Origin of the sequence: Streptomyces sp. NPDC007157 (assembly GCF_040634235.1) — a bacterium.
Classification (GTDB): Bacteria; Actinomycetota; Actinomycetes; order Streptomycetales; family Streptomycetaceae; genus Streptomyces.
Genome location: NZ_JBEYFE010000005.1, coordinates 188,372 through 210,927, shown reverse-complemented (window position 1 = coordinate 210,927; position 22,556 = coordinate 188,372). Strand labels below are relative to the sequence as shown.

General features: G+C 72.2%; 17 protein-coding genes and 1 tRNA gene. 10 read left to right on the top strand and 8 right to left on the bottom strand.

Annotation, left to right across the window (positions count from 1 at the left end):
• Positions 1-71: 71 nt before the first annotated feature.
• From ABZ642_RS11145 to ABZ642_RS11125, 5 genes are all read right to left on the bottom strand, one after another.
• Positions 72-1,556, bottom strand: a complete 1,485-nt coding sequence (locus ABZ642_RS11145; RefSeq protein ID WP_360480692.1) for a penicillin-binding protein 2 — start codon at positions 1,554-1,556, stop codon at positions 72-74.
• Positions 1,553-3,001, bottom strand: coding sequence for an FtsW/RodA/SpoVE family cell cycle protein (locus ABZ642_RS11140; protein ID WP_360480689.1), 1,449 nt, complete (start codon positions 2,999-3,001; stop codon positions 1,553-1,555). Before ABZ642_RS11140 ends, ABZ642_RS11145 begins: the two co-directional genes overlap by 4 nt.
• 27 nt (positions 3,002-3,028) lie before the next feature.
• Entirely contained in the window at positions 3,029-4,594 is a 1,566-nt protein-coding gene (locus ABZ642_RS11135) for a Stp1/IreP family PP2C-type Ser/Thr phosphatase (protein WP_360481305.1), read from the bottom strand.
• Between the two features lie 98 nt (positions 4,595-4,692).
• The gene (locus ABZ642_RS11130; RefSeq protein ID WP_360480687.1) at positions 4,693-5,220 is read right to left on the bottom strand and encodes an FHA domain-containing protein; all 528 of its coding nucleotides are present in this window, start codon (positions 5,218-5,220) and stop codon (positions 4,693-4,695) included.
• A 10-nt stretch (positions 5,221-5,230) separates the two neighbouring features.
• Positions 5,231-6,115, bottom strand: a complete 885-nt coding sequence (locus ABZ642_RS11125) for a DUF3662 and FHA domain-containing protein (RefSeq protein WP_360480684.1) — start codon at positions 6,113-6,115, stop codon at positions 5,231-5,233.
• 409 nt (positions 6,116-6,524) lie between these two features.
• Between ABZ642_RS11125 and ABZ642_RS11120 the strand changes: the two genes are divergently transcribed.
• Positions 6,525-6,608 (top strand) — tRNA-Leu (locus tag ABZ642_RS11120).
• Between the two features lie 247 nt (positions 6,609-6,855).
• Here ABZ642_RS11120 and ABZ642_RS11115 read toward each other — a convergent pair.
• Both ABZ642_RS11115 and ABZ642_RS11110 read right to left on the bottom strand, forming a co-directional pair.
• A complete protein-coding gene (locus tag ABZ642_RS11115) occupies positions 6,856-9,288 on the bottom strand; it encodes an ABC transporter permease (RefSeq protein ID WP_360480682.1) in 2,433 nt (810 codons plus the stop codon).
• A complete protein-coding gene (locus ABZ642_RS11110) occupies positions 9,282-10,172 on the bottom strand; it encodes an ABC transporter ATP-binding protein (protein WP_360480679.1) in 891 nt (296 codons plus the stop codon). The genes ABZ642_RS11115 and ABZ642_RS11110 overlap by 7 nt, the downstream gene beginning before the upstream one ends.
• A gap of 226 nt (positions 10,173-10,398) precedes the next feature.
• Here ABZ642_RS11110 and ABZ642_RS11105 point away from each other — a divergent pair, with 226 nt between their 5' ends.
• From ABZ642_RS11105 to ABZ642_RS11085, 5 genes are all read left to right on the top strand, one after another.
• Entirely contained in the window at positions 10,399-11,661 is a 1,263-nt protein-coding gene (locus ABZ642_RS11105) for a sensor domain-containing protein (protein WP_360481302.1), read from the top strand.
• A complete protein-coding gene (locus ABZ642_RS11100; RefSeq protein WP_360480676.1) occupies positions 11,634-12,293 on the top strand; it encodes a response regulator transcription factor in 660 nt (219 codons plus the stop codon). Before ABZ642_RS11105 ends, ABZ642_RS11100 begins: the two co-directional genes overlap by 28 nt.
• Before the next feature lie 327 nt (positions 12,294-12,620).
• Positions 12,621-14,039 carry a DUF2252 domain-containing protein gene (locus tag ABZ642_RS11095; protein ID WP_360480673.1) on the top strand — a complete coding sequence of 473 codons (1,419 nt, stop codon included), beginning with the start codon at positions 12,621-12,623 and terminating at the stop codon, positions 14,037-14,039.
• 221 nt (positions 14,040-14,260) lie between these two features.
• On the top strand, positions 14,261-15,073 hold the full coding sequence (locus ABZ642_RS11090; RefSeq protein ID WP_360480670.1) for a hypothetical protein: 813 nt from the start codon (positions 14,261-14,263) through the stop codon (positions 15,071-15,073).
• 39 nt (positions 15,074-15,112) lie between these two features.
• Complete coding sequence (locus ABZ642_RS11085) at positions 15,113-15,442, top strand: rhodanese-like domain-containing protein (RefSeq protein WP_360481299.1); 330 nt, start codon at positions 15,113-15,115, stop codon at positions 15,440-15,442.
• A gap of 210 nt (positions 15,443-15,652) precedes the next feature.
• Here ABZ642_RS11085 and ABZ642_RS11080 read toward each other — a convergent pair whose 3' ends face one another.
• Positions 15,653-16,783: an acyl-CoA dehydrogenase family protein gene (locus ABZ642_RS11080; RefSeq protein WP_360480667.1), complete on the bottom strand. Its 1,131-nt coding sequence runs from the start codon at positions 16,781-16,783 to the stop codon at positions 15,653-15,655.
• 157 nt (positions 16,784-16,940) lie between these two features.
• Here ABZ642_RS11080 and pepN point away from each other — a divergent pair, with 157 nt between their 5' ends.
• The 4 genes from pepN to ABZ642_RS11060 all read left to right on the top strand — a co-directional run bounded on the left by pepN (position 16,941) and on the right by ABZ642_RS11060 (position 22,495).
• Positions 16,941-19,376 (top strand): aminopeptidase N, encoded by a 2,436-nt coding sequence (gene pepN, locus ABZ642_RS11075; RefSeq protein ID WP_360480664.1) that lies wholly within the window; start codon positions 16,941-16,943, stop codon positions 19,374-19,376.
• Between the two features lie 379 nt (positions 19,377-19,755).
• Positions 19,756-20,568, top strand: a complete 813-nt coding sequence (locus ABZ642_RS11070; RefSeq protein WP_360480661.1) for a DUF5819 family protein — start codon at positions 19,756-19,758, stop codon at positions 20,566-20,568.
• A complete protein-coding gene (locus ABZ642_RS11065) occupies positions 20,565-21,764 on the top strand; it encodes an HTTM domain-containing protein (RefSeq protein WP_360480659.1) in 1,200 nt (399 codons plus the stop codon). Before ABZ642_RS11070 ends, ABZ642_RS11065 begins: the two co-directional genes overlap by 4 nt.
• Positions 21,761-22,495, top strand: coding sequence for a TrmH family RNA methyltransferase (locus ABZ642_RS11060; RefSeq protein WP_360480656.1), 735 nt, complete (start codon positions 21,761-21,763; stop codon positions 22,493-22,495). Before ABZ642_RS11065 ends, ABZ642_RS11060 begins: the two co-directional genes overlap by 4 nt.
• Positions 22,496-22,556: the final 61 nt, after the last annotated feature.

Genomic DNA, 22,556 nt, shown 5'->3' with positions numbered 1-22,556 from the left:
TGGCCAAGCCCGTAACCCGATACAGGACCGGTATGTCAACGTGCACCGATGTGAAGGGGACGTGAGCGGGGTCACTTCTTGGAGTTGATGACCGCCTCCATCACGCTCTTCGCGATCGGGGCCGCGAGGCCGCCGCCGGAGATGTCGTCGCGGTTGGCCTGGTCGTCCTCGATCACCACGGCGACGGCGACGGGCTTGCTGCCGTCGGGGAGCTTGGCGTACGAGATGAACCAGGCGTAGGGGTTCTCGCTGTTCTCCACACCGTGCTGGGCGGTACCGGTCTTGCCGCCGACGGTGACGCCGTTGATCTTGGCGTTCGTACCGGTGCCCTCCTTGACGACCGTCTCCATCATCGACTGGAGGATCTGGGCGTTGGAGGAGGACAGCGGCTCGCTCAGTTCCTCGGGGTCGGTCTGCGAGATGGTGTCGAGGTTCGACGACTGCAGCTTGTCGATCATGTACGGCTTCATCAGCTTGCCGTCGTTGGCGACCGCGGAGGCGACCATGGCCATCTGCAGCGGGGTGGCGGCGGTGTTGAACTGGCCGATCGAGGACAGCGCGGTCTGCGACTGGTTCATGTCGTCGGAGAAGACCGAGGCGCTGGAGCGGACCGGGGTGAACTGCTCCTCGTCGAAGCCGAACTTCTTCGCCTCGGCGAGCATCTTGTCGTTGCCGAGGTCGGCGCCGATCTTGCCGAAGACGGTGTTGCAGGAGTACCGCAGCGCGACTCGCATGGTCGCGTTCTTGCAGGGGATGCTGCCCTCGTTCTTCAGCTCGGTGGTGGTGCCCGGCATGACGTACGGCAGCGGCGACTTCGTGGCCTCGTCCGCGGAGGTGTACAGCCCGTTCTGGAGCGCGGCCGCGGCGGTGACCACCTTGAAGGTGGAGCCCGGCGGGTAGGTCTCGCGCAGCGCCCGGTTCAGCATCGGGTCGTTCGGGTTGTACTTCTTCTGGAGCTTCTTCCAGGCCGCGGCGTCGGTGTCCGAGGTGCCGGCGAAGGCCGAGGGGTCGTACGACGGGTAGGAGGCGAGGGCCAGGATCTTGCCCGTGGACGGGTCCAGGGCGACGACCGCGCCCTTGCCGCCCTGCTTCTTCAGCCCGTTGTAGGCGGCGTTCTGGGCGGCCGCGTTGAGGGTGGTGACGACGTTGCCGCCCTGCTTCTGCTTGCCCGTGATCATGTCGAGGGTGTTGCGGAAGAAGAGCCGGTCGTCGTTGCCGGTGAGGATGCCGTCCTCGAGGGACTCCAGCTGGTTGGCGCCGAAGGCCTGGGAGGCGTACCCGGTGACCGGGGCCCACATGGGGCCGTTCTTGTAGGTGCGCTTGTACTTCAGGTCGTTCAGACCCGAGGAGTTGGACACGCTGGAGCCGGTGATCGGGTTGCCGTCCACGATGATGTCGCCGCGTGGGGTGGAATACCGGGCGATGGTGACCCGGCGGTTGGCGGGGTCCTCGCGGAGGGTGTCGGCCTTGACGTACTGGAGCCAGTTGTCGCGCAGCAGCAGGGTGAGGACCAGGAGGCCACAGAAGATCGCGATCCGGCGCAGGGGCTTGTTCATGACGGGCGGACCACCTGGGTCATCTCGGCGTCGGGGTTGGCGGCGGGGGCCGGGGCCGGGCGGCGGGCGGTGTCGCTGATGCGGATCAGTACGCCGATGAGTGCCCAGTTGGCGATGACGGAGGAACCGCCGTACGCCAGGAACGGCATGGTCATACCGGTGAGCGGGATGAGGCCCATCACACCGCCGGCGACGACGAACACCTGGAGCGCGAAGGCGCCGGAGAGGCCGATGGCGAGCAGCTTGCCGAACGGGTCGCGGGCGGCGAGCGAGGTGCGGACACCGCGCTCGACGATCAGGCCGTAGATCAGCAGGATCGCCATGAGACCGGCCAGGCCGAGCTCTTCGCCGAAGGTGGCGAGGATGAAGTCGGAGTTGGCGGCGAACCGGATCAGGTCGGAGTGGCCCTGGCCGAGGCCGGTGCCGAGGGTGCCGCCGGAGCCGAACGCCCACAGGGCCTGCATGGCCTGTTCGGAGTGGAGGATGCCGTCGTTGCTGCCCGTGCGGCTGAGCGTGTACTCGCGCATGGGGTCGAGCCAGGCCTGCACACGGGTCTGGATGTGCGGTTCGAAGCTGGCCACGCCGACCGCGCCGGCCGCCGACATCAGCAGACCGAAGAAGATCCAGCTGGTCCGCTCGGTGGCGACGTACAGCATGATGATGAACATTCCGAAGAACAGCAGCGAGGTACCGAGGTCGGTCTCGAACACCAGGATGAGGATCGAGATGAACCAGACGACCAGGATCGGGCCCAGGTCGCGGCCGCGGGGCAGGTACAGGCCCATGAAGCGGCGGCTGGCGAGGGCCAAGGCGTCCCGCTTGACCATCAGGTAGCCGGCGAAGAACACCGCGAGGACGATCTTCGCGAACTCACCGGGCTGGATGGTGAAGCTGCCGACGTGGATCCAGATCTTGGCGCCGTACACGTTGGCGCCGAGGCCCGGGACGAGCGGGAGCAGCAGCAGGAAGAGCGCGGCCACCATGGAGATGTAGGTGTAGCGCTGGAGTGCTCTGTGGTCCTTCAGGAAGATCAGGACGACGATGAACAGGGCGATGCCCATCGCGGTGTACAGCAGCTGGTTGGTGGCCTTGCCGCCGGAGACGTTGATCGACTGCAGCAGTTTGGACTGGTCGAGTCTCCAGATGACGACCAGGCCGAGGCCGTTGAGCAGGGTGGCCAGCGGCAGCAGCAGCGGGTCCGCGTACGGGGCGAACTTGCGGACGGCGAGGTGGGCGACGGCGGCCAGGAGGCCGAGGCCCAGGCCGTAGCTCAGCAGTCCCGCGGGGACCTTGTCGTTGATGGCCAGGCCCACGTTGGCGTAGGCGAACACCGGGATGGCGACGGCGAACACCAGGAGCGCGAGCTCGGTGTTGCGCCGGCTCGGGGTGCCGATGGAGCCGATGGTGGACGTGTGGTTCGTCGACGTGTTGGTAGTACTGCTCATCGTGTGACAGGGCCTCTCACGGCTTGCCTACTGCTTACCGCACAGCGAGACGACCTTCTGCTCATCCTCCGAGAGGGTGGGGCCGGGGCTGGGGGTCGCTGAGGGGGACGGGGACGGTGACGCCGTGGAGGACGCCGAGTTCGAAGGGCTTGGCGAGGCCTTGGACGTGAGAGAGGTCTTGGTGGTTCCCGTGGTGCCGCCGGCCTCGCCCTGGCCGGTCTTGGAGTTGGTCTTGGACTCGGACGCGGTGCGCTCCGACTCCTTCATGCAGGCGGAGGCCTGCACGGCCAGCTCCTGGACCTTCGACTGGGCGTCGTCAAGGCCGCCCTCGGCGATGGTGGCCTTGACCTGCTTCTGCTGGTACGGCGGCAGGTACTTGAGTTCGATCTCGGGGTGGTCCTTCTCCACCTTCGAGAGCGACACCCAGGCCAGGTCCTGGCTGATGCCCTGGTACAGCGCGACGTGCGTGCCGTTGGCGCCGACGTAGTACTGGGTCTGCGTCCAGCGGTAGCCGCCGTACAGGCCCCCGCCGATCACGGCGAGGGCGAGGATGCCGTAGAAGGATCTCTTCAGCCACCTGCGGCCCTTGCGGGGCTTGACGAAGTCGTCGTCGGTGTAGTCGCCGAAGCTGCCGGCCGGGACGTATCCGGTGGTGTCGCCGGAGCCGGGCGGGCCGAACTCGCCGCCTCCGCCCTGGCCGGGCACCTGGCGGCCGAGGTTGGCGGCGCGGCCGGCCGGGGTCTGCATGAAGCCGTTGTCGTGCAGGTGGTGCTGGTTCTCGGCGACGGCGCCGACCACGACCGGGGTGTCGGAGAGCTGCCCGGCGAGGGTGTCTCCGGTGTCCAGGTCGAGGACGTCGGCGATGATGACCGTGATGTTGTCGGGGCCGCCGCCGCGCAGCGCGAGCTGGATCAGCTCCTGCACGGTCTCCTGCGGGCCCTGGTAGCTGGCGAGGGTCTCCTCCAGGGTCTGGTGGGAGACGACCCCGGAGAGCCCGTCGGAGCAGATGAGATAGCGGTCACCGGCGCGTACCTCGCGGATGGAGAGGTCGGGCTCGACGTGGTCGCCGCTGCCCAGCGCACGCATCAGCAGCGAGCGCTGCGGGTGGGTGGTGGCCTCTTCCTCGGTGATCCGGCCCTCGTCGACGAGCCGCTGCACCCAGGTGTGGTCCTGGGTGATCTGCGTGAGCAGGCCGTCCCGCAGCAGATAGGCGCGGGAGTCGCCGACGTGCACCAGGCCGAGTCGCTGGCCGGTCCACAGCAGGGCGGTGAGGGTGGTCCCCATGCCCTCCAGCTGCGGGTCCTCCTCGACCATGGCGCGCAGCTGGTCGTTGGCGCGCTGCACGGCGTGGCCGAGGGAGGTGAGGATGTCGGAGCCTGGCACGTCGTCGTCGAGCGTGACCAGGGTGGAGATCACCTCGGAGGAGGCGACCTCACCGGCGGCCTGGCCGCCCATGCCGTCGGCGATGGCGAGCAGGCGGGGACCGGCGTAACCGGAGTCCTCGTTGCCCTCCCGGATCATGCCTTTGTGCGATCCGGCGGCGAAGCGCAGTGACAGACTCATGCGCACCTCGCCCGTCGGCTCCGGGTACATCCGCACGGTGCCCACCCTCCGGTCGGGAGCGCGCCGGGGACCGGCGTCCGGTCCGCCGCCGCGTGCTCGCTCCGCTCGCGCCTATCCATGATGTAGCACTACTTCCGCAGCTCGATGACGGTTTTGCCGATGCGGATCGGCGCGCCCAGCGGGATCGGCGTGGGAGTCGTCAGCCGGGACCGGTCCAGATACGTGCCGTTCGTGGACCCGAGGTCCTCGACGATCCACTGGCCGTCGCGGTCCGGGTAGATCCTGGCATGGCGGCTGGAGGCGTAGTCGTCGTCCAGCACGATCGTGGAGTCGTGGGCGCGGCCCAGGGTGATGGTCTGTCCCTGGAGCGCGACCGTCGTACCCGTGAGCGTGCCCTCGGAGACGACGAGCTTGCTGGGGGCGTTGCGCCGTCGGCCGCCGCCGGCCGCCGGTTGCTGGCCGCGCTGCTGCGGGGGCGCGGCCTGCTGCCGGGCAGCGGCGGGCTGCTGGCGGCGTCCTTCTTCCCTACGCGATCCGCGCTGGGTGACGCGCGTACCGAACAGGTCGCTGCGGATGACCTGCACGGCCACGATCACGAACAGCCACAGTACGGCCAGGAAACCCAGCCGCATGACCGTGAGGGTCAGCTCTGACATTGCCCCCGCTTCACCCTTCGGCTTGCCGGTAAATGATGGTGGTGCTGCCCACGACGATCCGCGAGCCGTCGCGGAGCGTAGCGCGGGTGGTGTGCTGCCCGTCCACCACGATGCCGTTGGTGGATCCGAGATCCTGGATCGTCGAGGGCGTTCCGGTCCGGATCTCGCAGTGCCGGCGGGAGACGCCGGGGTCGTCGATCCGCACGTCGGCCTCGGTGCTGCGGCCCAGCACGAGCGTCGCGCGGGAGATCTGATGGCGGGCGCCGTTGATCTCGATCCAGTAGCGGGTTCGGGAGCCGGGCGCCGGGGCGCCGACCGGCCCGGAGGGCCCGGCGGGCCGCTGGGCGGCGGGCTGGGCCGGCTGCGGGTAGCCGTAGCCGCCGGGGCGCTGCGCGGCGCCGGGGGGCGGCGCGCTCGGCATGGGCGGGGCCGCGGCGGACTGCGGGTAGCCGTAGCCGCCCGATCGCTGCGGGGCGCCGCCGGCCGCGGGCGTGCGCTCCGGGGCGGCCTGCTGGTTGCTGGAGGAGGCGAGGGTGCGGCTGCGCACCCGGTACAGGCCGGTGTCCAGGTCCTCGGCCTTCTCCAGGGTGACCTTGATCGGCCCCATGAAGGTGTAGCGCTGCTGCTTGGCGTAGTCGCGGACCATCCCGGCGAGCTCGTCGCCGAGCTGTCCGGAGTAGGGGCTGAGCCGCTCGAAGTCGGGAGCGCTCAGCTCGACGATGAAGTCATTGGGTACGACGGTCCGGTCGCGGTTCCAGATGGTCGCGTTGTTGTCGCACTCGCGCTGCAGCGCACCGGCGATCTCCACGGGCTGGACCTCGGACTTGAACACCTTCGCGAAGGTGCCGTTGACCAGACCTTCGAGACGCTGCTCGAACTTCTTCAGGACTCCCACAGGGCACCTCCTCTGTCGCGTTGCCCGGACGGCTTGCCTTACCGCTACTGCTCACTGATCGTATCTACGCGCCCGGCAATCAGCCGGTTCCCCCAGCGGCCCCCCTTCGAACTCCTCGGCGCGCTTCTTCCTGTCAAGGATCGGCGGTTCCGCTGCCAAGGATCGTAGAGGCGGCTCATGTCCAGTGTCCCGCACCTGACTGTGGACCTGATCCGTCTCCTGGACAGATGGCCTGGACCGGTACGAGGTTGATACGTGAACGCCGACTGCTCGGTACGTGAGCTTCGGGTGAGCGCTGCCCGGAGACAAGGGATGTGAACCCACCCCCTCCCACGTGCTAGTGTTCTGCGTGTCGGAAGGCGCCGCCCCGAAGGAAACACAGGGGCCGGGACCGGAGGACACACCCAATGCGCGGGTGGCGGAATAGGCAGACGCGCTGGATTCAGGTTCCAGTGCCCGCAAGGGCGTGGGGGTTCAACTCCCCCCTCGCGCACAGAGGCAGAAGGCCCATCGTGATCACGATGGGCCTTTTTGCTGTGCTGTTGGGGTTCACGGGTGCGGCGCGGGGCCGATCGGCCCGAGGCGGCGGTGTGATTTTCCTGTCGGTGTGAGGTGTCTCTCACCGGGCGGAATCACTGCGCCGAGCAGTGGGCCGAGCACTGGGTGGATCACGGTGTGGGTCACCAGGCGGGTCGTTGGGCGGATCACTGGGTGGATCACTGAGTGGGGCAGCAGCTGGGTCACTGGACGGACGGCTGCGGTCTCCGGGTGGCCGCGGCGGCCGATGCGGTCGCGGCCAGGACCGCGAGGGCCGCGCAGACGGCGGTGGTGGCGGCCAGGGCCGGCCACGGGAGGGTGACGGCGGCCGGGGCGTGCAGGACGTGCAGGGCCGCCGCGACGGTCGCCAGGTTCAGGACCGTGACCAGCAGGCCCAGCAGGGCGCCGACCGTGACCACCGTCAGCGCCTCGGCGCCGGCCAGCCGCAGCACCTGCCGGCGGGTGGCACCGGCCAGCCGTAGCGCGGTCAGCTCGGGGACCCGGTCGGAGGTGGCCATCACCATGGTGTTGACCAGGGAGATCCCGGTGTACAGGAGCGCGATGCCGAGGACGAGGAAGAAGCCGAGGCCGGTGGTGCGGTCGGTGCTCGGACGGGCCGCCGCGATCCACTGGTCCGCGGTGCGGACCCGGCCGCCGTCCGCCCGGACCGCCCGGCGCAGGCCGGCGGCCACCGCGTCGGCGTCCGCGCCGTCCGCCAGGGCCACGTCGACCCGGTCGACGGCCGCGCCGGAGGCGTTGGCCGGGGTGACGTACACACCGTTGTCGCCGGTGCCCCTCCTCATCACCGCGGCGATGCGCAGGGTCCTGGGCGTGCCGTCGCCCAGCCACACCCGCACCCGCTCGCCGACGGTGTGCCTCTGCCACTCCTCGTTGACGATGATCGAACCGTCGTCGAGGTCGGCGGTCCGGCCGGCGGCCAGCGGCAGGCGGGCGGTGGCGGCCAGCGCGGCAGGATCGGCGGCCCTGGCCCCGGACCCGACCAGGGCGACCCCGTCCTCCAGCACGTAGACCTCGCTCGCCGAGGTCACGGAGACCTCGGTGCCGGGCACCGCGCGCAGCGCCCCGAGCGTCGTTCCGTCGAAGCCGCCCGCCGAGGGGGTGACGACAAAGGCCGCGGTGGTCCGGGCACGGGTCTCGGCCGCCCTCGCCGCGTCGAGCGTGGCGGTGGTGCCGAGCAGCGAGCCCGCGAGGGCGACCGTCGCCAGCACGGGCGCCGCGACGGCCGCCGTACGGCGCACCGCGGCGGCCGCGTTCTCGCGCACCAGCAGGCCGCCGGCGCCCGGGAGCCGCGCCGGGACCCAGGTGAGCAGCCGGGTCAGCGGGCGGACCAGGACCGGTGCCAGCAGGGCGACCGCCGTGATCAGCAGCATCGGCCGGCTCACATAGCTCTTGCGGTGCAGCAGACCGCCGGGGTCGTCGAGGAACGGGAGCACGGCCGCGGCCAGCAGCAGGGTCCCGCCGAACAGCAGGCGGCCCCAGGTCATCGGTCTGTCGTCCACGGCCGCCGTGCGCAGCGCCGCCGTCGGCCCGGTCCGGCCCGCCCGCCAGGACGCGGCGACCACTCCGCAGAGCGCGACCAGTACCCCGGTCGAGAAGGCCGCGCAGTACGGCCAGGCGGCGTCACCGACCTCGAACCAGGCCGGGGCGAGTCCGCCGGCGACCGTCCAGCGGACCAGGCGGGGTGCGCCGTACCGGCCGAGCACACAGCCCGCCGCCGAGGCGGCCACCCCGACCAGCAGGGCCTCGGCGGCCACCGTCCGGCGCAGCTGCCCGGGCGTCGCCCCGGCCGCGCGCAGCAGGCCGAACTCGCGGCGGCGCTGGGTGACCGCGAAGGCGAACGTCGACGCCACCACGAACACCGACACGAAGGCGGTGACCCCGCCGGCCGTGCCGAACAGGGCGTTCAGCGCGGTCAGCGCCTCGCGGTCACGGTCGGGGTCCGGGTCGGCGTAGCGGCGGCCGGCGCCGGTGAGGACCCGGACGCCCGTGATGTTTTTCACCGTGTTCCGTACGGCCGCGACATCGGCATCTGTTGCCAACTGCACACTGCGGGGCTGGAGTTGCGCGGCCCGGGCGTCGGTGTAGAAGACGGCGTGTTCGAAACCGCGGTCGGCGACCGTGCCGACGACGCTGACGCTGCCGTGCTGCGTGCGCAGGCTCTGCCCGGGCTTCGCCCAGGTCCCGCCGACCACCACCTCGTCGGCGGCGCGAGGGGCGCGCCCCGAGGTGATCTCGTACGGCGCGAAGGCGGCGACCGACCAGGGGTGGCCGACCAGGTCGCCGGGCCCGCCCGGCGCCCGTACCGCGAAGGAGCGATCCGGGACGACCCGGCCGAGCCTTTTCAATGCGGCGACGGCGGCGGCGGGTACGGCACGCGGCTCGGCGAGTTTCCGGGTGCGGTCGCCCGTCGGGGTGGGCACGCGCAGGGTGTCGACGCCCTTGACGACGACCGGGGCGACGGCGAACCGCTCCGGGGCCCGGACCGGCACGTCCAGCGAGGCGGCGAGGGCGAGACCCGTCACGGTGAGCAGCCCGACACCGAGCGCGAGAGCGACGAAGCCACCGATGAAGGTGACCAGGCGGGCGCGGAGGGTGCACAGGGCGACACTCAGCACGGGAGGGCCTCCGGCCGGTGGGAGGTCCGGCCGGTGCGGGGCGCGGGTGCGGTCCGGCTCGCGGGGCTTTCCAGCTCGGTCATCCGTGCGGCGACGATGTCGGGGGTCGCGCCCGCCAGTTCGCCGTTGACCCGGCCGTCGACCAGGAACACCACGCGGTCGGCGTAGGAGGCGGCGACGGGGTCGTGGGTGACCATGACGGTCGTCTGGCCCCGGTCGTCGACCATGGCCCGCAGCAGCGTCAGCACCTCCTGGCCCGTCCGTGAGTCCAGCGCGCCGGTCGGCTCGTCGCCGAACAACACCTCGGGGCGGGTGATCAGGGCGCGGGCCAGTGCCACGCGCTGCTGCTGGCCGCCGGACAGCTCGGTCGGCCGGTGCCGGGCGCGCTCGCCGAGCCCGACCTGCCGGAGCACCTCGCGGACCCGGGACCTCGGCACACGCCGGCCGGCCAGCCGCAGGGGCAGCGCCACGTTCTGCTCGGCGGTCAGCGAGGGCAGCAGGTTGAACGACTGGAACACGAACCCGACCCGCTCCCGGCGCAGCAGGGTCAGCTTCGTCTCGCTCAGCCCCGTCAGGTCGGTCCCGGCCAGCAGGACCGACCCGGAGGTGGGCCGGTCCAGGCCCGCCGCGCACTGCAGCAGTGTCGACTTGCCGGAGCCGGACGGTCCCATGACGGCGGTGAAGGTACCCCTCGGGAAGCCCAGGGAGACCTGGTCGAGCGCGGTGACGGCGCTGTCGCCGGAGCCATGACGCCTGCTGACGGAACGCAGGACGATCGCGTTGCTGGTGTCGGTGGTGCCGGCAGTGCTGGAGGTGCTGATGGTGTCGGTGGTGCTGCTGATGGTGCCGGTGGTGTCGCTGGTTTCGGTGGTGTCTCTTCTCATGGGTCCCCGTTGCTCGAAGGGTTTTTCGGTGCCGGCCGGTCGGTCGGTGGCCGGCCGGTGGGTCCACGAAACCGTTCGGGGGCGGGGCCGCGCAGTGCGGCAGGACGGAGATCCGGGGTAGGGCCAGGCATACCTCCGGTGCGGTGGCAGGACGGATGGCCGGGGCCTCGGCCCGCCGCCTACGGTGACCGGCATGCAGCCTCCTCCCCGCAGCGTCTGGCAGGCCATGGCCGGGCCCGGCTTCCTGGTCTCCGCCTGGCCCTGGCGTGCCGCCGGTTACCTGCTGACCGGCGCGGTCACCGGTGCCGTACTCCTCGTGGGACTGGTCACCGCGGTCACGGCCGGCGCCGCGCTCGCGGTCGTGCTCGTCGGGCTGCCGCTGCTGCTCCTGACGGCGCTCGCGGGCCTGCCGGTGGCGCGGCTCGAACGGCGGCGGCTGCGGCTGGTCGACCGGCATCCGGCGTACGACCCGCATCTGCGGCCTGCCGCGACGGGACTGCGGGCCTGGCTGACCACCCGGCTGCGGGAGCGGGCGACCTGGCGGGAGCTCGGCCACGCGCTGCTGTTCGCGGGCCTGTTGTGGCCCCTGGACGCGCTCGCCGTGACCCTCGCCCTGCTCTGCCCGCTGTCGCTGGTCGCCGCCCCGCTGCTGCTGGCCACGGCTGGTGAGGAGCGCGGGACGAAGGTGCTGAAGGCGTGGCCGGTCAGCACCTGGCCGGCCGCCTTCGGGGTCGCGGTGCTCGGCTTGTCGCTGCTGGCGTTCGGCGGCTACGCGCTGGGCGTCGCGGCCGGTGCCCGGGCCGGACTGACCCGGCTGCTGATCGCGCCGCGCGAGGCGGAGCCGGGGTCGCGGATGGTCGAACTGGCGCGGTCCCGGGCCCGGTTGGTGGACGCCTTCGAGGCGGAGCGGCGGCGCATCGAACGCGATCTGCACGACGGCGCCCAGCAACGGCTGGTCGCCCTGTCGATGACGCTCGGCCTGGCCCGGCTGGACGCCCCGCCGGGCCCGCTCGCCGAGCAGCTCGCCAAGGCCCAGCGGGAGACGGGCGAGGCGCTCGCCGAACTGCGGGAGATCGTCCACGGCATCCATCCCAAAGTGCTCGCCGACCACGGCCTGGCGGCGGCGGTGGCCGACGCGGCGGACCGTACGGCGGTCCCCGTGGACGTCGACCTCCGGCTGCCCGTGCGGCTGCCGCAACCGGTGGAGGCGGCCGCCTACTTCGTGGTGCGCGAGGCGCTCGCCAACATCGACCGGCACAGTGGCGCGGGCCGCGCCGGGGTGCGCGGCGGGCACCGGGACGGGCGGCTGTTCCTGGAGGTGCGGGACGACGGGCGGGGCGGCGCGGACGCCTCGGCGGGCAGCGGGCTCACCGGGCTCGCGGACCGGGTGTCGGTGCTGGATGGCACACTCTCCGTGTCCAGTCCGCCGGGCGGACCGACCCTGCTGCGTGTGGAGTTGCCGTGCGAACCGACCGACCGCTGCGGGTAGTCCTGGCCGAGGACAGTGTGCTGCTGCGGGAGGGCATCGTCGGGCTGCTGAGCCGCTGCGGGCACGAGGTGGTCGCGGCCGTGGGGGACGCGGAGGCGTTGGTCGCGGCGGTGGCGGAGCAGGCGCCGGACGTCGTCGTGACGGACGTGCGGATGCCGCCGGGCTTCCAGGACGAGGGCCTGCGGGCGGCGGTGCGGCTGCGCGCGGCCCGGCCGACGCTGCCGATCCTGGTGCTCAGCCAGTACGTGCAGCGCAGTTACGCGGCCGACCTGCTCGACTCCGGTGACGGGACGGGCGTCGGCTATCTGCTCAAGGACCGGGTGGGGCAGGTGGCGGACTTCGTCGAGGCATTGTGCGCGGTGGCCGACGGGGGGACGGTGGTCGACCCCGAGGTGGTACGGCAACTGCTGCGCCGGCGCCGGGATCCGCTGGAGCGGCTGTCCCCGCGGGAGCGGGAGGTGCTGGCGCTGGTCGCGGAGGGGAGGTCGAACGGCGCGATCGCCCGGGAGCTGGTGGTCTCGGAGGCGGCGGTGGGCAAGCACATCGGCGGGATCCTGACGAAGCTGGACCTGCCACCGGCGGAGGAGACCCATCGGCGGGTGCTGGCGGTGCTGGCTTTCCTGCGGGCCTGAGGTGGGGTGGGGTTCGGGGTGTGCGGTGGTGGGTTCGGGTGCCGGCGCGTTGTGGTTGCTCGCGCGGTTCCCCGCGCCCCTTGGGCGGGATCACTGGCTCTGTCTGCGGGGGCGCGGGGCTGTGTTCGACATGCGGGTGCCACCGCGTGGGCGCGACCAGCCCCCGATCACCCGCTGACGCCGACAACCCGACGACGGCCGACCACCCTTCCTGTCCGACCGCTCGGAGTTGTCCACAGGTCTGACGTGTTTTCGGCCCCCACCTGTACCGTTTCCACGAGTTGATGTTCGTGCGGGTGTGTGCGGAGTGCGGGGGAGGCGGTCGACGTGACCGGACTGGAAGAGCTGACGACGGCCGGGGCGCGCGAGTTGCCCGCGCCGAAGGGCTTTGCGCAGTGGCCGGTGAAGGGCTCGCCCAAGGAGGAGGGCAAGGCGCTGCGTTCGGCCGTGCCGCGCAGCAGCCATGTCGCCCTGGACCTGGACGGCTCCCGGCCCGACGCGGTGAGCGCGGTCGAGGAGTCCAACCGCGACCGGATTCCGGAGCTGATCCCGATAAGGGTCGGCAGGATGGCGGCGAGCCCGTTCGCGTTCCTGCGCGGCTCGGCCGGCCTGATGGCACACGACCTGGCCCGCACCCCGATGACCAGGATCGCCACCCAGATCTGCGGTGACGCCCACGCGGCCAACTTCGGTCTGTACGGCGACCCGCGGGGCGACCTGGTCATCGATCTGAACGACTTCGACGAGACGGTGCCGGGTCCCTGGGAGTGGGATCTCAAGCGGCTCGCCGCCTCCCTGGTGCTGGCCGGCCGGGAGGCGGGTGCCGACGAGGACACGTGCCGCAAGGCGGCGGGTGACGCGGCCGGCGCCTACCGCCGCACCATGCGCCTGCTCGCCAAGCTCCCGGTGCTGGACGCGTGGAACGCCATCGCGGACGAGGAGTTGGTCTCCCACTCCGACGCCCACGACATGCTCGGCACCCTGCGCCGGGTCTCGGAGAAGGCCCGCGCCAACACCAGCGGCCGGTTCGCGGCCCGCTCCACCGAGCCCACCGAGAACGGCGGGCGCCGCTTCGTCGATGCCGCGCCGGTGCTGCGCCGGGTCGCGGACGAGGAGGCGGAAGCGGTCGTGGCGGCCCTGGAGCACTACGTCACCACGCTCTCCGAGGACCGCCACCCGCTGCTCTCCCGGCACGCCCCGCACGACGTCGCCTTCCGGATAGTGGGCACCGGCAGTGTCGGCACCCGGTCCTATGTCGTGCTGCTCCTCGACCATCGCGGCGAGCCGCTGATCCTCCAGGTCAAGGAGGCCCGCCCGTCCGCGCTGGTGCCGCACCTGGCGACGGCCGGCTTCGACGCGCCCGCCGTCGACCACGAGGGGCGCCGGGTGGTCCTCGGGCAGAAGCGGATGCAGGTGGTCAGCGACATCCTGCTCGGCTGGACCACGGTGGCCGGCCGCCCCTTCCAGGTCCGCCAGTTCCGCAACCGCAAGGGCAGCGTCGACCCGGCCGCCCTGTCGCCCGACCAGATCGACGACTACGGCCGGATGACCGGCGCCCTGCTGGCCCGCGCCCACTCCCACAGCGCCGACCCGCGCCTGATCGCCGGCTACTGCGGCAAGAACGAGGAGCTGGACGAGGCGATCGCCGCGTTCGCGGTGACCTACGCCGACCGCACGGAGGCGGACCACGGGGAACTGGTCACCGCGGTACGGACGGGCCGGATCGCGGCGGAACTCGGGGTGTGACCTCCGGTGGCGGGCCCTGAGGCGCTGAATCCCGGGCGCCTGCGCTCTGACCTCGCTCGGCGAGGTGATCCTCGACGAGATCCTCCCGTACCCCGACCACCCCGACCGCTGCGCCCACGAGCCGGCCTGCCGGCCCCGGACCCCTTGTCGTGGCCTGCGGAGATCTGGTCGCCGAGTGGGTGGCGGCCACCCATGAGGACGACAGGCCCTAGTCTGGTCGGGTGACGACCCCGGAAGCTGAGCAGTCTGAGGCACCGCGGCCCGAGGAACGCCTGGAGCGGGCCGTGCGGGCCGCCGAGCAGGCGTTGATCGAGTACGAGATCGCGGTCGAGACCTTCCGTGTCGAGGTCGAGAACTTCTCTCGCCTGCACGAGGAGAAGCTCGGCCCCCTCTACCTCCGCCTCGAAGAGCTGGACGCGCGGATCGCCGAGGCGAAGGCCGCCCGCACCGGCGACCCCGAGGACATCCGCGCCGCCGAGGAGGCCCGGGCCCGGGTACTCCCCATCCCCGGCGTGGAGGAACTGCTGCACGGCTGGATGGACAGCCAGGGCCTGTTCCCGGAGGCCGTCGCGATGCTCACCGAGCAGGAGGTACGGCCCCCGCAGCGGGTGCGGCCCAGCGAGGAGGCCCGCCGGCTCTACCGCGAGCTGGCCCGTAAGGCCCATCCCGACCTGGTGCAGGAGGGGCCCGAGCAGGAGCGGCGCGAGGAGTTCCTCAGCCGGGTCAACGCGGCCTACGCCCGCGGCGACGAGGCTCTGCTGCGGGAGCTGGCCGAGGAGTGGGCGGCCGGCCCGGTCCCGCCCGAGCGCAAGCCGAGCCGCGCCGAGGAGCTGTACGCCCGCCTCGAATGGCTGGCCGAGCGCAAGGAACTGCTCACCCTGGTCGCCAGGGAACTGGAGGACGGCCCCATCGCCGGCCTGCTCCGGCTGGCCCCCGAGGACCCCGACAGCCTCCTCGACGAGATCGCCGAGAAGCTCTACAAGGACGTCGCCGAGCGGGAGACCGAGCTGGCCGCGCTGCTCACCCAGGAGTAGTGGTCGGGTAGCGTCGGAGCCATGAACTTCGCAGCGCGTGTGCCCACGGTCGAGGTCGCGGACCTCAAGGACGGCGACTTCCTGCTGGACGTCCGCGAGGACGACGAGTGGCAGGCGGGCCATGCCGCGGGCGCCCTGCACATCCCCATCAGCGAGTTCGCGGCCCGCTACGGCGAGTTCACCGAGGCCGCTCCCCAGGACGGCCGCGTCAACGTCATCTGCCGCTCCGGCGGCCGTTCGGCCCAGGTCACGATGTACCTGGTCCAGCAGGGCATTGACGCGGTCAACGTGGACGGCGGCATGCAGGTGTGGCAGGCGGCGGGCCGCGAGGTCGTCACGGACGCGGGAGAACCGGGCTTCGTCATCTGAGCCGACTCATCGCCCCCTTGCAGCGAGGCCCTCTGTGCACCGAGGCCCTCTCGCAGCGAGGCGCCCTCGCAGCGAGGCGCTCCGCACCGAGGTGCCTCGTGCTGGAGCGCCCGCATCGAAGCGCCCCGTAAGGGGCGCGGGGAACTGCGCGACCAGCCCCCACCGCCCCGCGGATCCCCTCCCACCGAGCGCCCCCTGATCTGTCATCCCCTATGCCAGTGGATGCGCAGCCAGCAGATCCCCCAACGCCTCCTCATGGACCCCGGCCCCCCCGAGCGCCAGCTCGATCTGCTTCGCCCAGGCGTGGTACCGGTGCAGCACATACTCCGTGTCGGCCCCGAACCCCCCGTGCAGATGCTGCGCGGTCTGCACCACCCGCCGCACCCCCTCCGCCGCCCAGATCTTCGCCACCGCCACATCCCCGGCCGACGGCAACGCCCCGGGCGCCCCGGAGGCGATCCGCCACGCCGCCTGCCACAGCGTCGCCTCCATGGCCCGCAGGTCGATGTACCGGTCGGCGGCCTGCACGGCGACCGCCTGGAACGTGGCGACGGGATGCCCGAACTGCTCCCGCTTCCCCGTGTACTCACTGGTCATCCGCAGCACCCGCTCACCCAACCCGAGCGCCAGCGCACACGTCCCGGTCGCCAGCAGCTCCCGCAGCCACTCCCAGGCCCCCTCCGCCGTCACCACGTCCCGCCCCGCGACCCGCGCCGACTCGAGATGCAGCTCACCGAGCCGTTCCCCGCTGGTCGACACCTGCTCGGCGAGCGTGACCCCGTCGCCCGACGGCGCCACCAGCGCCAGCACGCTCCGGTCGCCGGTGTGCGCCGGTACGGCGACGAGATCGGCGTCGTACACCCACGGCACCGCCGTCTGCACCCCGTCCAGCAGCCATCCGTCGCCGTCCCGGCGCGCGGTCACCGCCAGCTCGGCCGGGTCGTGCCCGGTGCGTCCGTTCGCGGCGACGGTCAGCACCAGCTCGCCGTGCCCCGCCCGCGCCAGCAACCGGCCCCTCAGCTCCTCGTCCCCGTACGCCTGCACGGCCGCCATGACCGCGCTGTTCTCCAGCAGCGGCACCCGGGCCAGCACCTTCGCCGACTCCCGCAGCACCAGGCAGAGCGCGATCGCGTCCAGCCCCGCCCCGCCGTACTCCTCGGCCGGCAGCAGGCTCAGCAGGTCCGCGCCGGCCAGGGTGTCCCAGAGCTCCCGGTCGAAGTGCTCGGCCACGGCGCCGGATGTCAGCGCGGGGCTCGGCACCGCGTCCGGCGCCACCTTGGCGAACACCCCGCGCGCCGCCTCGGCCGCCGCCAGCTGCTCCTCGGTGAAGGTGAAGTCCACGGTCCTGTCCTCCCGGCCGGTCCGCTGCCTGACGGTCCGTCAAGATAGAACAGGTTCTAGAAGAAGGGAACCGAAAACCCCTGCGATCACCAGCTCCTTCCCACGTAGGCTGTCGGCCGCTGTCCGCCGACGGGGACGGACACACGAGGGAGGACACATGGGGATCCGAAGCCTGACCCGCATCGAGGCCGAGCGCAGGTCCGCACTGGTCACGGTCGAGCGGTACGACGTGGACATCGACCTGACCGCGCTGCCCGGCGGACCGGAGATCCGGTGCGTCTCCACGGTGGCCTTCAGCTGCGCCGAGCCGGGCGCCGAGACCTTCGTCGACTGCGCGGCCGAGGTCCGTTCCGCCACCCTCAACGGCATCCCCCTCACCCCGAGCGACGACGGCCGGATCCCACTGCCCGGCCTGGCCGCCCACAACGTGCTGCGTGTCGAGAGCGTCCAGACCGACACCACGACCAGCCCGGGCGCCCACAAGGCCGTCGACCCCGCCGACGGCGAGGTCTACCTCTGGACCAGCTTCGAACCCGACGAGGCCCGCTTCGTCTGGGCCTGCTTCGACCAGCCCGACCTCAAGGCCCCGTACGCCTTCACCGTCACCGCCCCGGCCGCCTGGACCGTCCTCAGCAACTCCGGCGACCCGCGCGTCGAGGAGCAGGGCGCGGCCCGCCGCTGGAGCTTCCCGGACACCCCGCCGCTGTCCGTGTACAACACCGTCGTCAACGCGGGCCCCTTCCACGAGATCCGCCGCGAGGCCGACGGCCACGACCTCGGCATCTTCGCCCGCCGCTCGCTCGCCGAGGTCCTGGAACGCGACGCCGACGAGATCTTCACCCTCACCCGCCAGGGCCTCGCCTTCTTCGCCGAGGCCTTCGCGATGCCGTTCCCGCAGCGCAAGTACGACCAGGTGTTCATGCCCGAGTTCGGCGGCGCGATGGAGAACTACGGCTGTGTGACCTGGTCGGACATGTTCCTGCGGCGGGCCACGCCGACCCACGCGGAGCGCGAGCTGCTCGCGGTTGTGCTGCTGCACGAGATGGCGCACATGTGGTTCGGCAACATCGTCACCATGCGCTGGTGGGACGACCTCTGGCTGAACGAGGCCTTCGCCGAGTTCGCCTGCCACTGGGCCGCCGAGGGCGCCACCCGGTACACCGACGTCTGGGCCGGCCACCTCGCCGGCGGCAAGCTCAAGGCCTACCTCTCCGACCAGGGCCCGGTCTCCCACCCGATCCACCAGCCCATCCACGACGTCGCCCAGGCCGCGTCGATCTTCGACAACATCACCTACCCCAAGGGCGCCTCCGTCCTCCAGCAGCTGATGACCTACGTCGGCGAGGACCGGTTCCGCACCGGCATGGCCGCCTACTTCGCCCGCCACGCCTGGGGCACCACCACCCTCCAGGACCTGATCGACGCCCTCGCCGAGGCCGGCGGCCGGGACCTCGCCACCTGGCGGAAGGCCTGGCTGGAGACGGCCGGCACCGACCGCTTCACGCTGGAGCACGACGGCGACACCGTCACCCTGGTCGCCGACGGCACCCCGCGCCCGCAGGTCCTGGCGGTCGGCGCGTACGACCGCGCGGGCGACGTCCTCGAACGCACCGCCGTGGTCCGCGTCGAGGTGACCGAGCCCCGCACCCCGGTCACCGGCCTTCCCGCCATGTCCGACCTCCTCCTGATCAACGACGACGACCTCACCTTCGCCACCACCCGCCCGGACCCCGCCACCCGGGACACCCTCTTCCGCGCGGCGGCCCAGCTGCCCACGGCCATCTCCCGGGGCGTGGCCGCCGCCACCGTCTGGGACATGCTCACGGCCGGCGAGACCACGGCGGCCGAGGCCGGACAGTGCCTCACCGCGGTCCTCGCCGCCGAGACGTCCGACGCCGTGATCGAGCCCCTCCTGACCCTCGTCACCAACATCGCCGAACTCTGGGCCCCGGACGCCGACCGGACCGCGCTGACGGAGGCCGTGGCCAGGGCCTGCCGGCAACTCGCCGACGACCCGGGCCGCCGCCAGGTGGCCCTGCGCGGCCTGGCCCGCACCGCGACCGGCGCCGAGGACCTGACCTGGCTCCGCGACCAGGCCGGTGACGACGTAGACCTGCGCTGGCGCGCCCTTGCCCGCGAGGCCGAACTCGGCGGCGACGGCACCACCGAGACCGCCGCCCTGCTCGAACGCGACCCCGACCCCGACGCCTGGGTCCGCGCCCTCACCGTCCGCGCCGCCGTCCCCGACCCGGCCGCGAAGGCGGAGGTCTGGCAGCGGCTGGCCGTCGACCGCACGGTGCCCGTCCAGTCGGTCGGCGCGGTGGCGGCCGCCTTCTGGCGCCCCGGCCAGGACGCCCTGCTCGCCCCCTACGCCGAGCGCTACCTGGCCGCGATCCCCCAGCTGGACCAGGGTGGAATGATCCCGGCGATGGTTTACACCTCCCAGCTCTTCCCGCCGTACGCCATCGACTCCGCATACGTCGAGAAGGCTCAGCAGGCGATCCAGGAAGCGGCCCCGGTGGTCCGCAACACCCTCCTGGAACGCTCCGACACCGTCCTGCGTATGCTCCGCGCCCGGACCGTGACCGGCTGATACACCCGCATACACCCGCTGTGCCCGGCCCCGGGGCAGATCCACAGTTTCGAGGCCGGGGCCCACGGTTTCAACCGCTGTGGAAAACCTCCGACGCGGCCTGTGGACAACCCGCCGAACGGGCTCCGCGGGCCGCCCTTGTCCGCCGTACCACCTGCTGTGACCTGGTCCGGAGGCTCCGGCGGACCGCCGCGACCACGGTCGCCGGGATCCGCCGGAGTGGCGATGGCCACGTTCCCGTGCCGCTCCCCGGGGCTGCGCCCGGCGGCCGGTGCTGAGTACCGTTCCGTCGGGTGCCGGGCAGCGGCACACCGGACGGCCCCGGACGGGCCGTCCGGACGGCATGGGACGACACGGCGGTACCGGGGAACGGGGCGGCATGGACGCGTACGACGGGGACTCGGACGCCCGGCACGGGCCGGAGGGTCCTGGCGGGCCGCGCCCGGATCCGGGACTTGCCCGACCCGTCGCACCCGTCACATCTGTCGCACCTGTCGCACCTGTCGAAGGTGTCCGCCGGGAGCAGCCGCCGTTCGCCCCGCCCCGCACCGGTGTCGCCGCTCTCTCCCCCCGCTACCAGGTCGGCGCGGCCCTCGCGCTGGCCCTGGTAGCGGTCGCCGCCTGCGTGCACCTCGGGATGGTGTTCCTGAGCGTCGCGCCGGCGAACACCGTGACGAAGCAGCACGGCAAGGCGATAGAGGAGTGGGTGTACCCGGAGTTCGAGCAGAACTGGAAGCTGTTCGCGCCGAACCCGCTCCAGCAGAACATCGCCGTACAGGTACGCACCGACGTGCGGATGCAGGACGGCACCACGACCACCACCGGCTGGAACGACCTGTCCGCCCAGGACGGCAAGGCCATCGACGGCAGCCTGCTGCCGAGCCACACCGTGCAGAACGAACTGCGCCGGGCCTGGGACTTCTTCGTCACCACCCACGGCACCGACAACCGCCCGATCGGCCTGCGCGGCTCTCTGTCCGAGCAGTACCTGCGCCGGATCGTCGTGATGCGCATGTACGCGGGGGACGCGACCAGCGAGAAGGGCACCATCGAGCGCGTCCAGGTGCGCTCCAGCACCACCAACGTGCCCCCGCCGGACTGGAGCGGCGAGAAGGTCTCCGACACCCCGGTCTACCGGGTGCTGCCCTGGTGGACGGTCACGGCGGACCAGGCCGACGGAGGTGTGCGATGAGCCGCATCGCCCTGTGCCTGTCCCGTGCCATCGCCCGGGTCACCGGCTCGGCGCTCGGCCCGTACCAGACGGCCGTCGTACGCATCGGCTTCGCCGCCACCTGGCTGCTGTTCCTGCTGCGCGAGTACCCGCACCGCCAGGAGCTGTACGGCCCCGACGGCCCCTGGAGCTTCGACCTCGCCCAGCAGCTGACCGCGGACAACCACGCCTTCACGGCGCTGCTGGTCTCCGACGGCCGGGCCTTCTTCGAGGTCTTCTACTTCCTGGCCGTCCTCTGCAGCGCCCTGCTCCTGGTGGGCTGGCGCACCCGCACGATGTCCCTGCTGTTCATGGTGGGCGTGCTGTCCCTGCAGAACCGCAGCGTCTTCGTGGGCGACGGCGGTGACAACGTGCTGCACCTGATGTCCTTCTACCTGGTGTTCACGCGCTGCGGCCAGGTGTGGTCCCTGGACGCGCGCCGGGCGTCACGCGCGCGTGCCGAGCAGCGGCCGGTCACCGACCGGGTCGGACCGGCGCTGTGGGCGGTGTCCGGTGTCCTGCTGGTCGTGGCGGCCCTCACCGGCCGTACCGGCGGCGGCTGGCTGGTGCCGGCCGTCCTGTGGGCGGCCTGGGTGGGCGCGGCCCTGTGGTGGGCGGTGGGCCGCTGGGCGCGCACTCCCGAGCCCCGGATCCTGCTGGACGTCATCGCCGACATCCTGCACAACGGCGCCCTGTTCGTGATCATGGCCGAGGCCTGCCTGATCTACGCGACCGCCGGCTGGTACAAGATCCAGGGCTCCCGCTGGCAGGACGGCACCGCCGTCTACTACCCGCTCCACCTGGACTACTTCTCGCCCTGGCCGGCCCTCGCCGACCTGCTCTCCGCCAACGGCACACTGGTGATGCTGGTGACCTACGGGACGGTCATCGTCCAGGTCGCCTTCCCGTTCACGCTGTTCAACCGCCGGGTCAAGAACGTGCTGCTGGCCGCGATGATGACCGAGCACGCGGTGATCGCGGTCGTCCTGGGGCTGCCCTTCTTCTCGCTCGCCATGATCGCGGCGGACTCGGTCTTCCTGCCGACGGCGCTCCTGCTCTGGCTGGGTGGCCGAGCGGCACGCGCGCGTGACCGCGTCGTCCGGCGCGACGCCCCCGCGCTGCCTCCCGCTCGCTCCCCGGAGGCCGACGAACAGCCCCGCGTAGGCTTCGGGGCATGACCGACCCCCTGGACCACTGGGCGCGGCTGGCGGACTCCGCCGTCCTCCTCGACGGCTTCCACGCCCTCAAGCACGCCCTGCGCTTCGGCGCGCGGGTGCCGGTGGCGGTCACCACGGACCGGGCCGCGGCGCTGGCCCTGGCGGACGAGCTGGCGCCGGACGTACGGGAGGCGCTGGCCGCCCTGCTGACGGAGGTGCCGTCGGAGACGTACGCGTCCCTGGTCGCCCGCCCGCATCCCACGGCCGTGGCCGCGCTGGCGGTGCGACCGTCCCGTGAGGCCAACCTGCGTGAGCTGGCCCGCGACCCGCGCTCCGCCCCCGTCGTGGTTCTCGACGAGCCCCGCAACCTCGGCAACGCGGGCGCGGTGATCCGCCTGGCGGCGGGCTTCGGCGCGACGGGAGTGATCACGACCGGCACGCTCGACCCCTGGCACCCGACGGTCGTACGCGGCGGCGCGGGCCTCCACTTCGCGACGGCGGTCGAGCGACTGACCGTGCCGGAGCTGCCGCCGGGCCCGGTGTACGCACTGGACCCGGAAGGCGAGGACATCCGGAAGACAAAGCTCCCGGACAACGCGATCCTCGCCTTCGGTTCAGAACGAACGGGTCTTTCGGCGGACCTCCGCGCACGTGCCGATCACTTGCTACGACTGCCGATGCGCCCCCAGGTGAGCAGCTACAACCTGGCGACCAGTGTCGCCATGACCCTGTTCCACTGGAGCGCCCCTTGAGGGGCGTGGGGCTGTAGTCGACCTGCGGCTGCCGCCGCGTGGGCGTGACCGGCCACCGCGG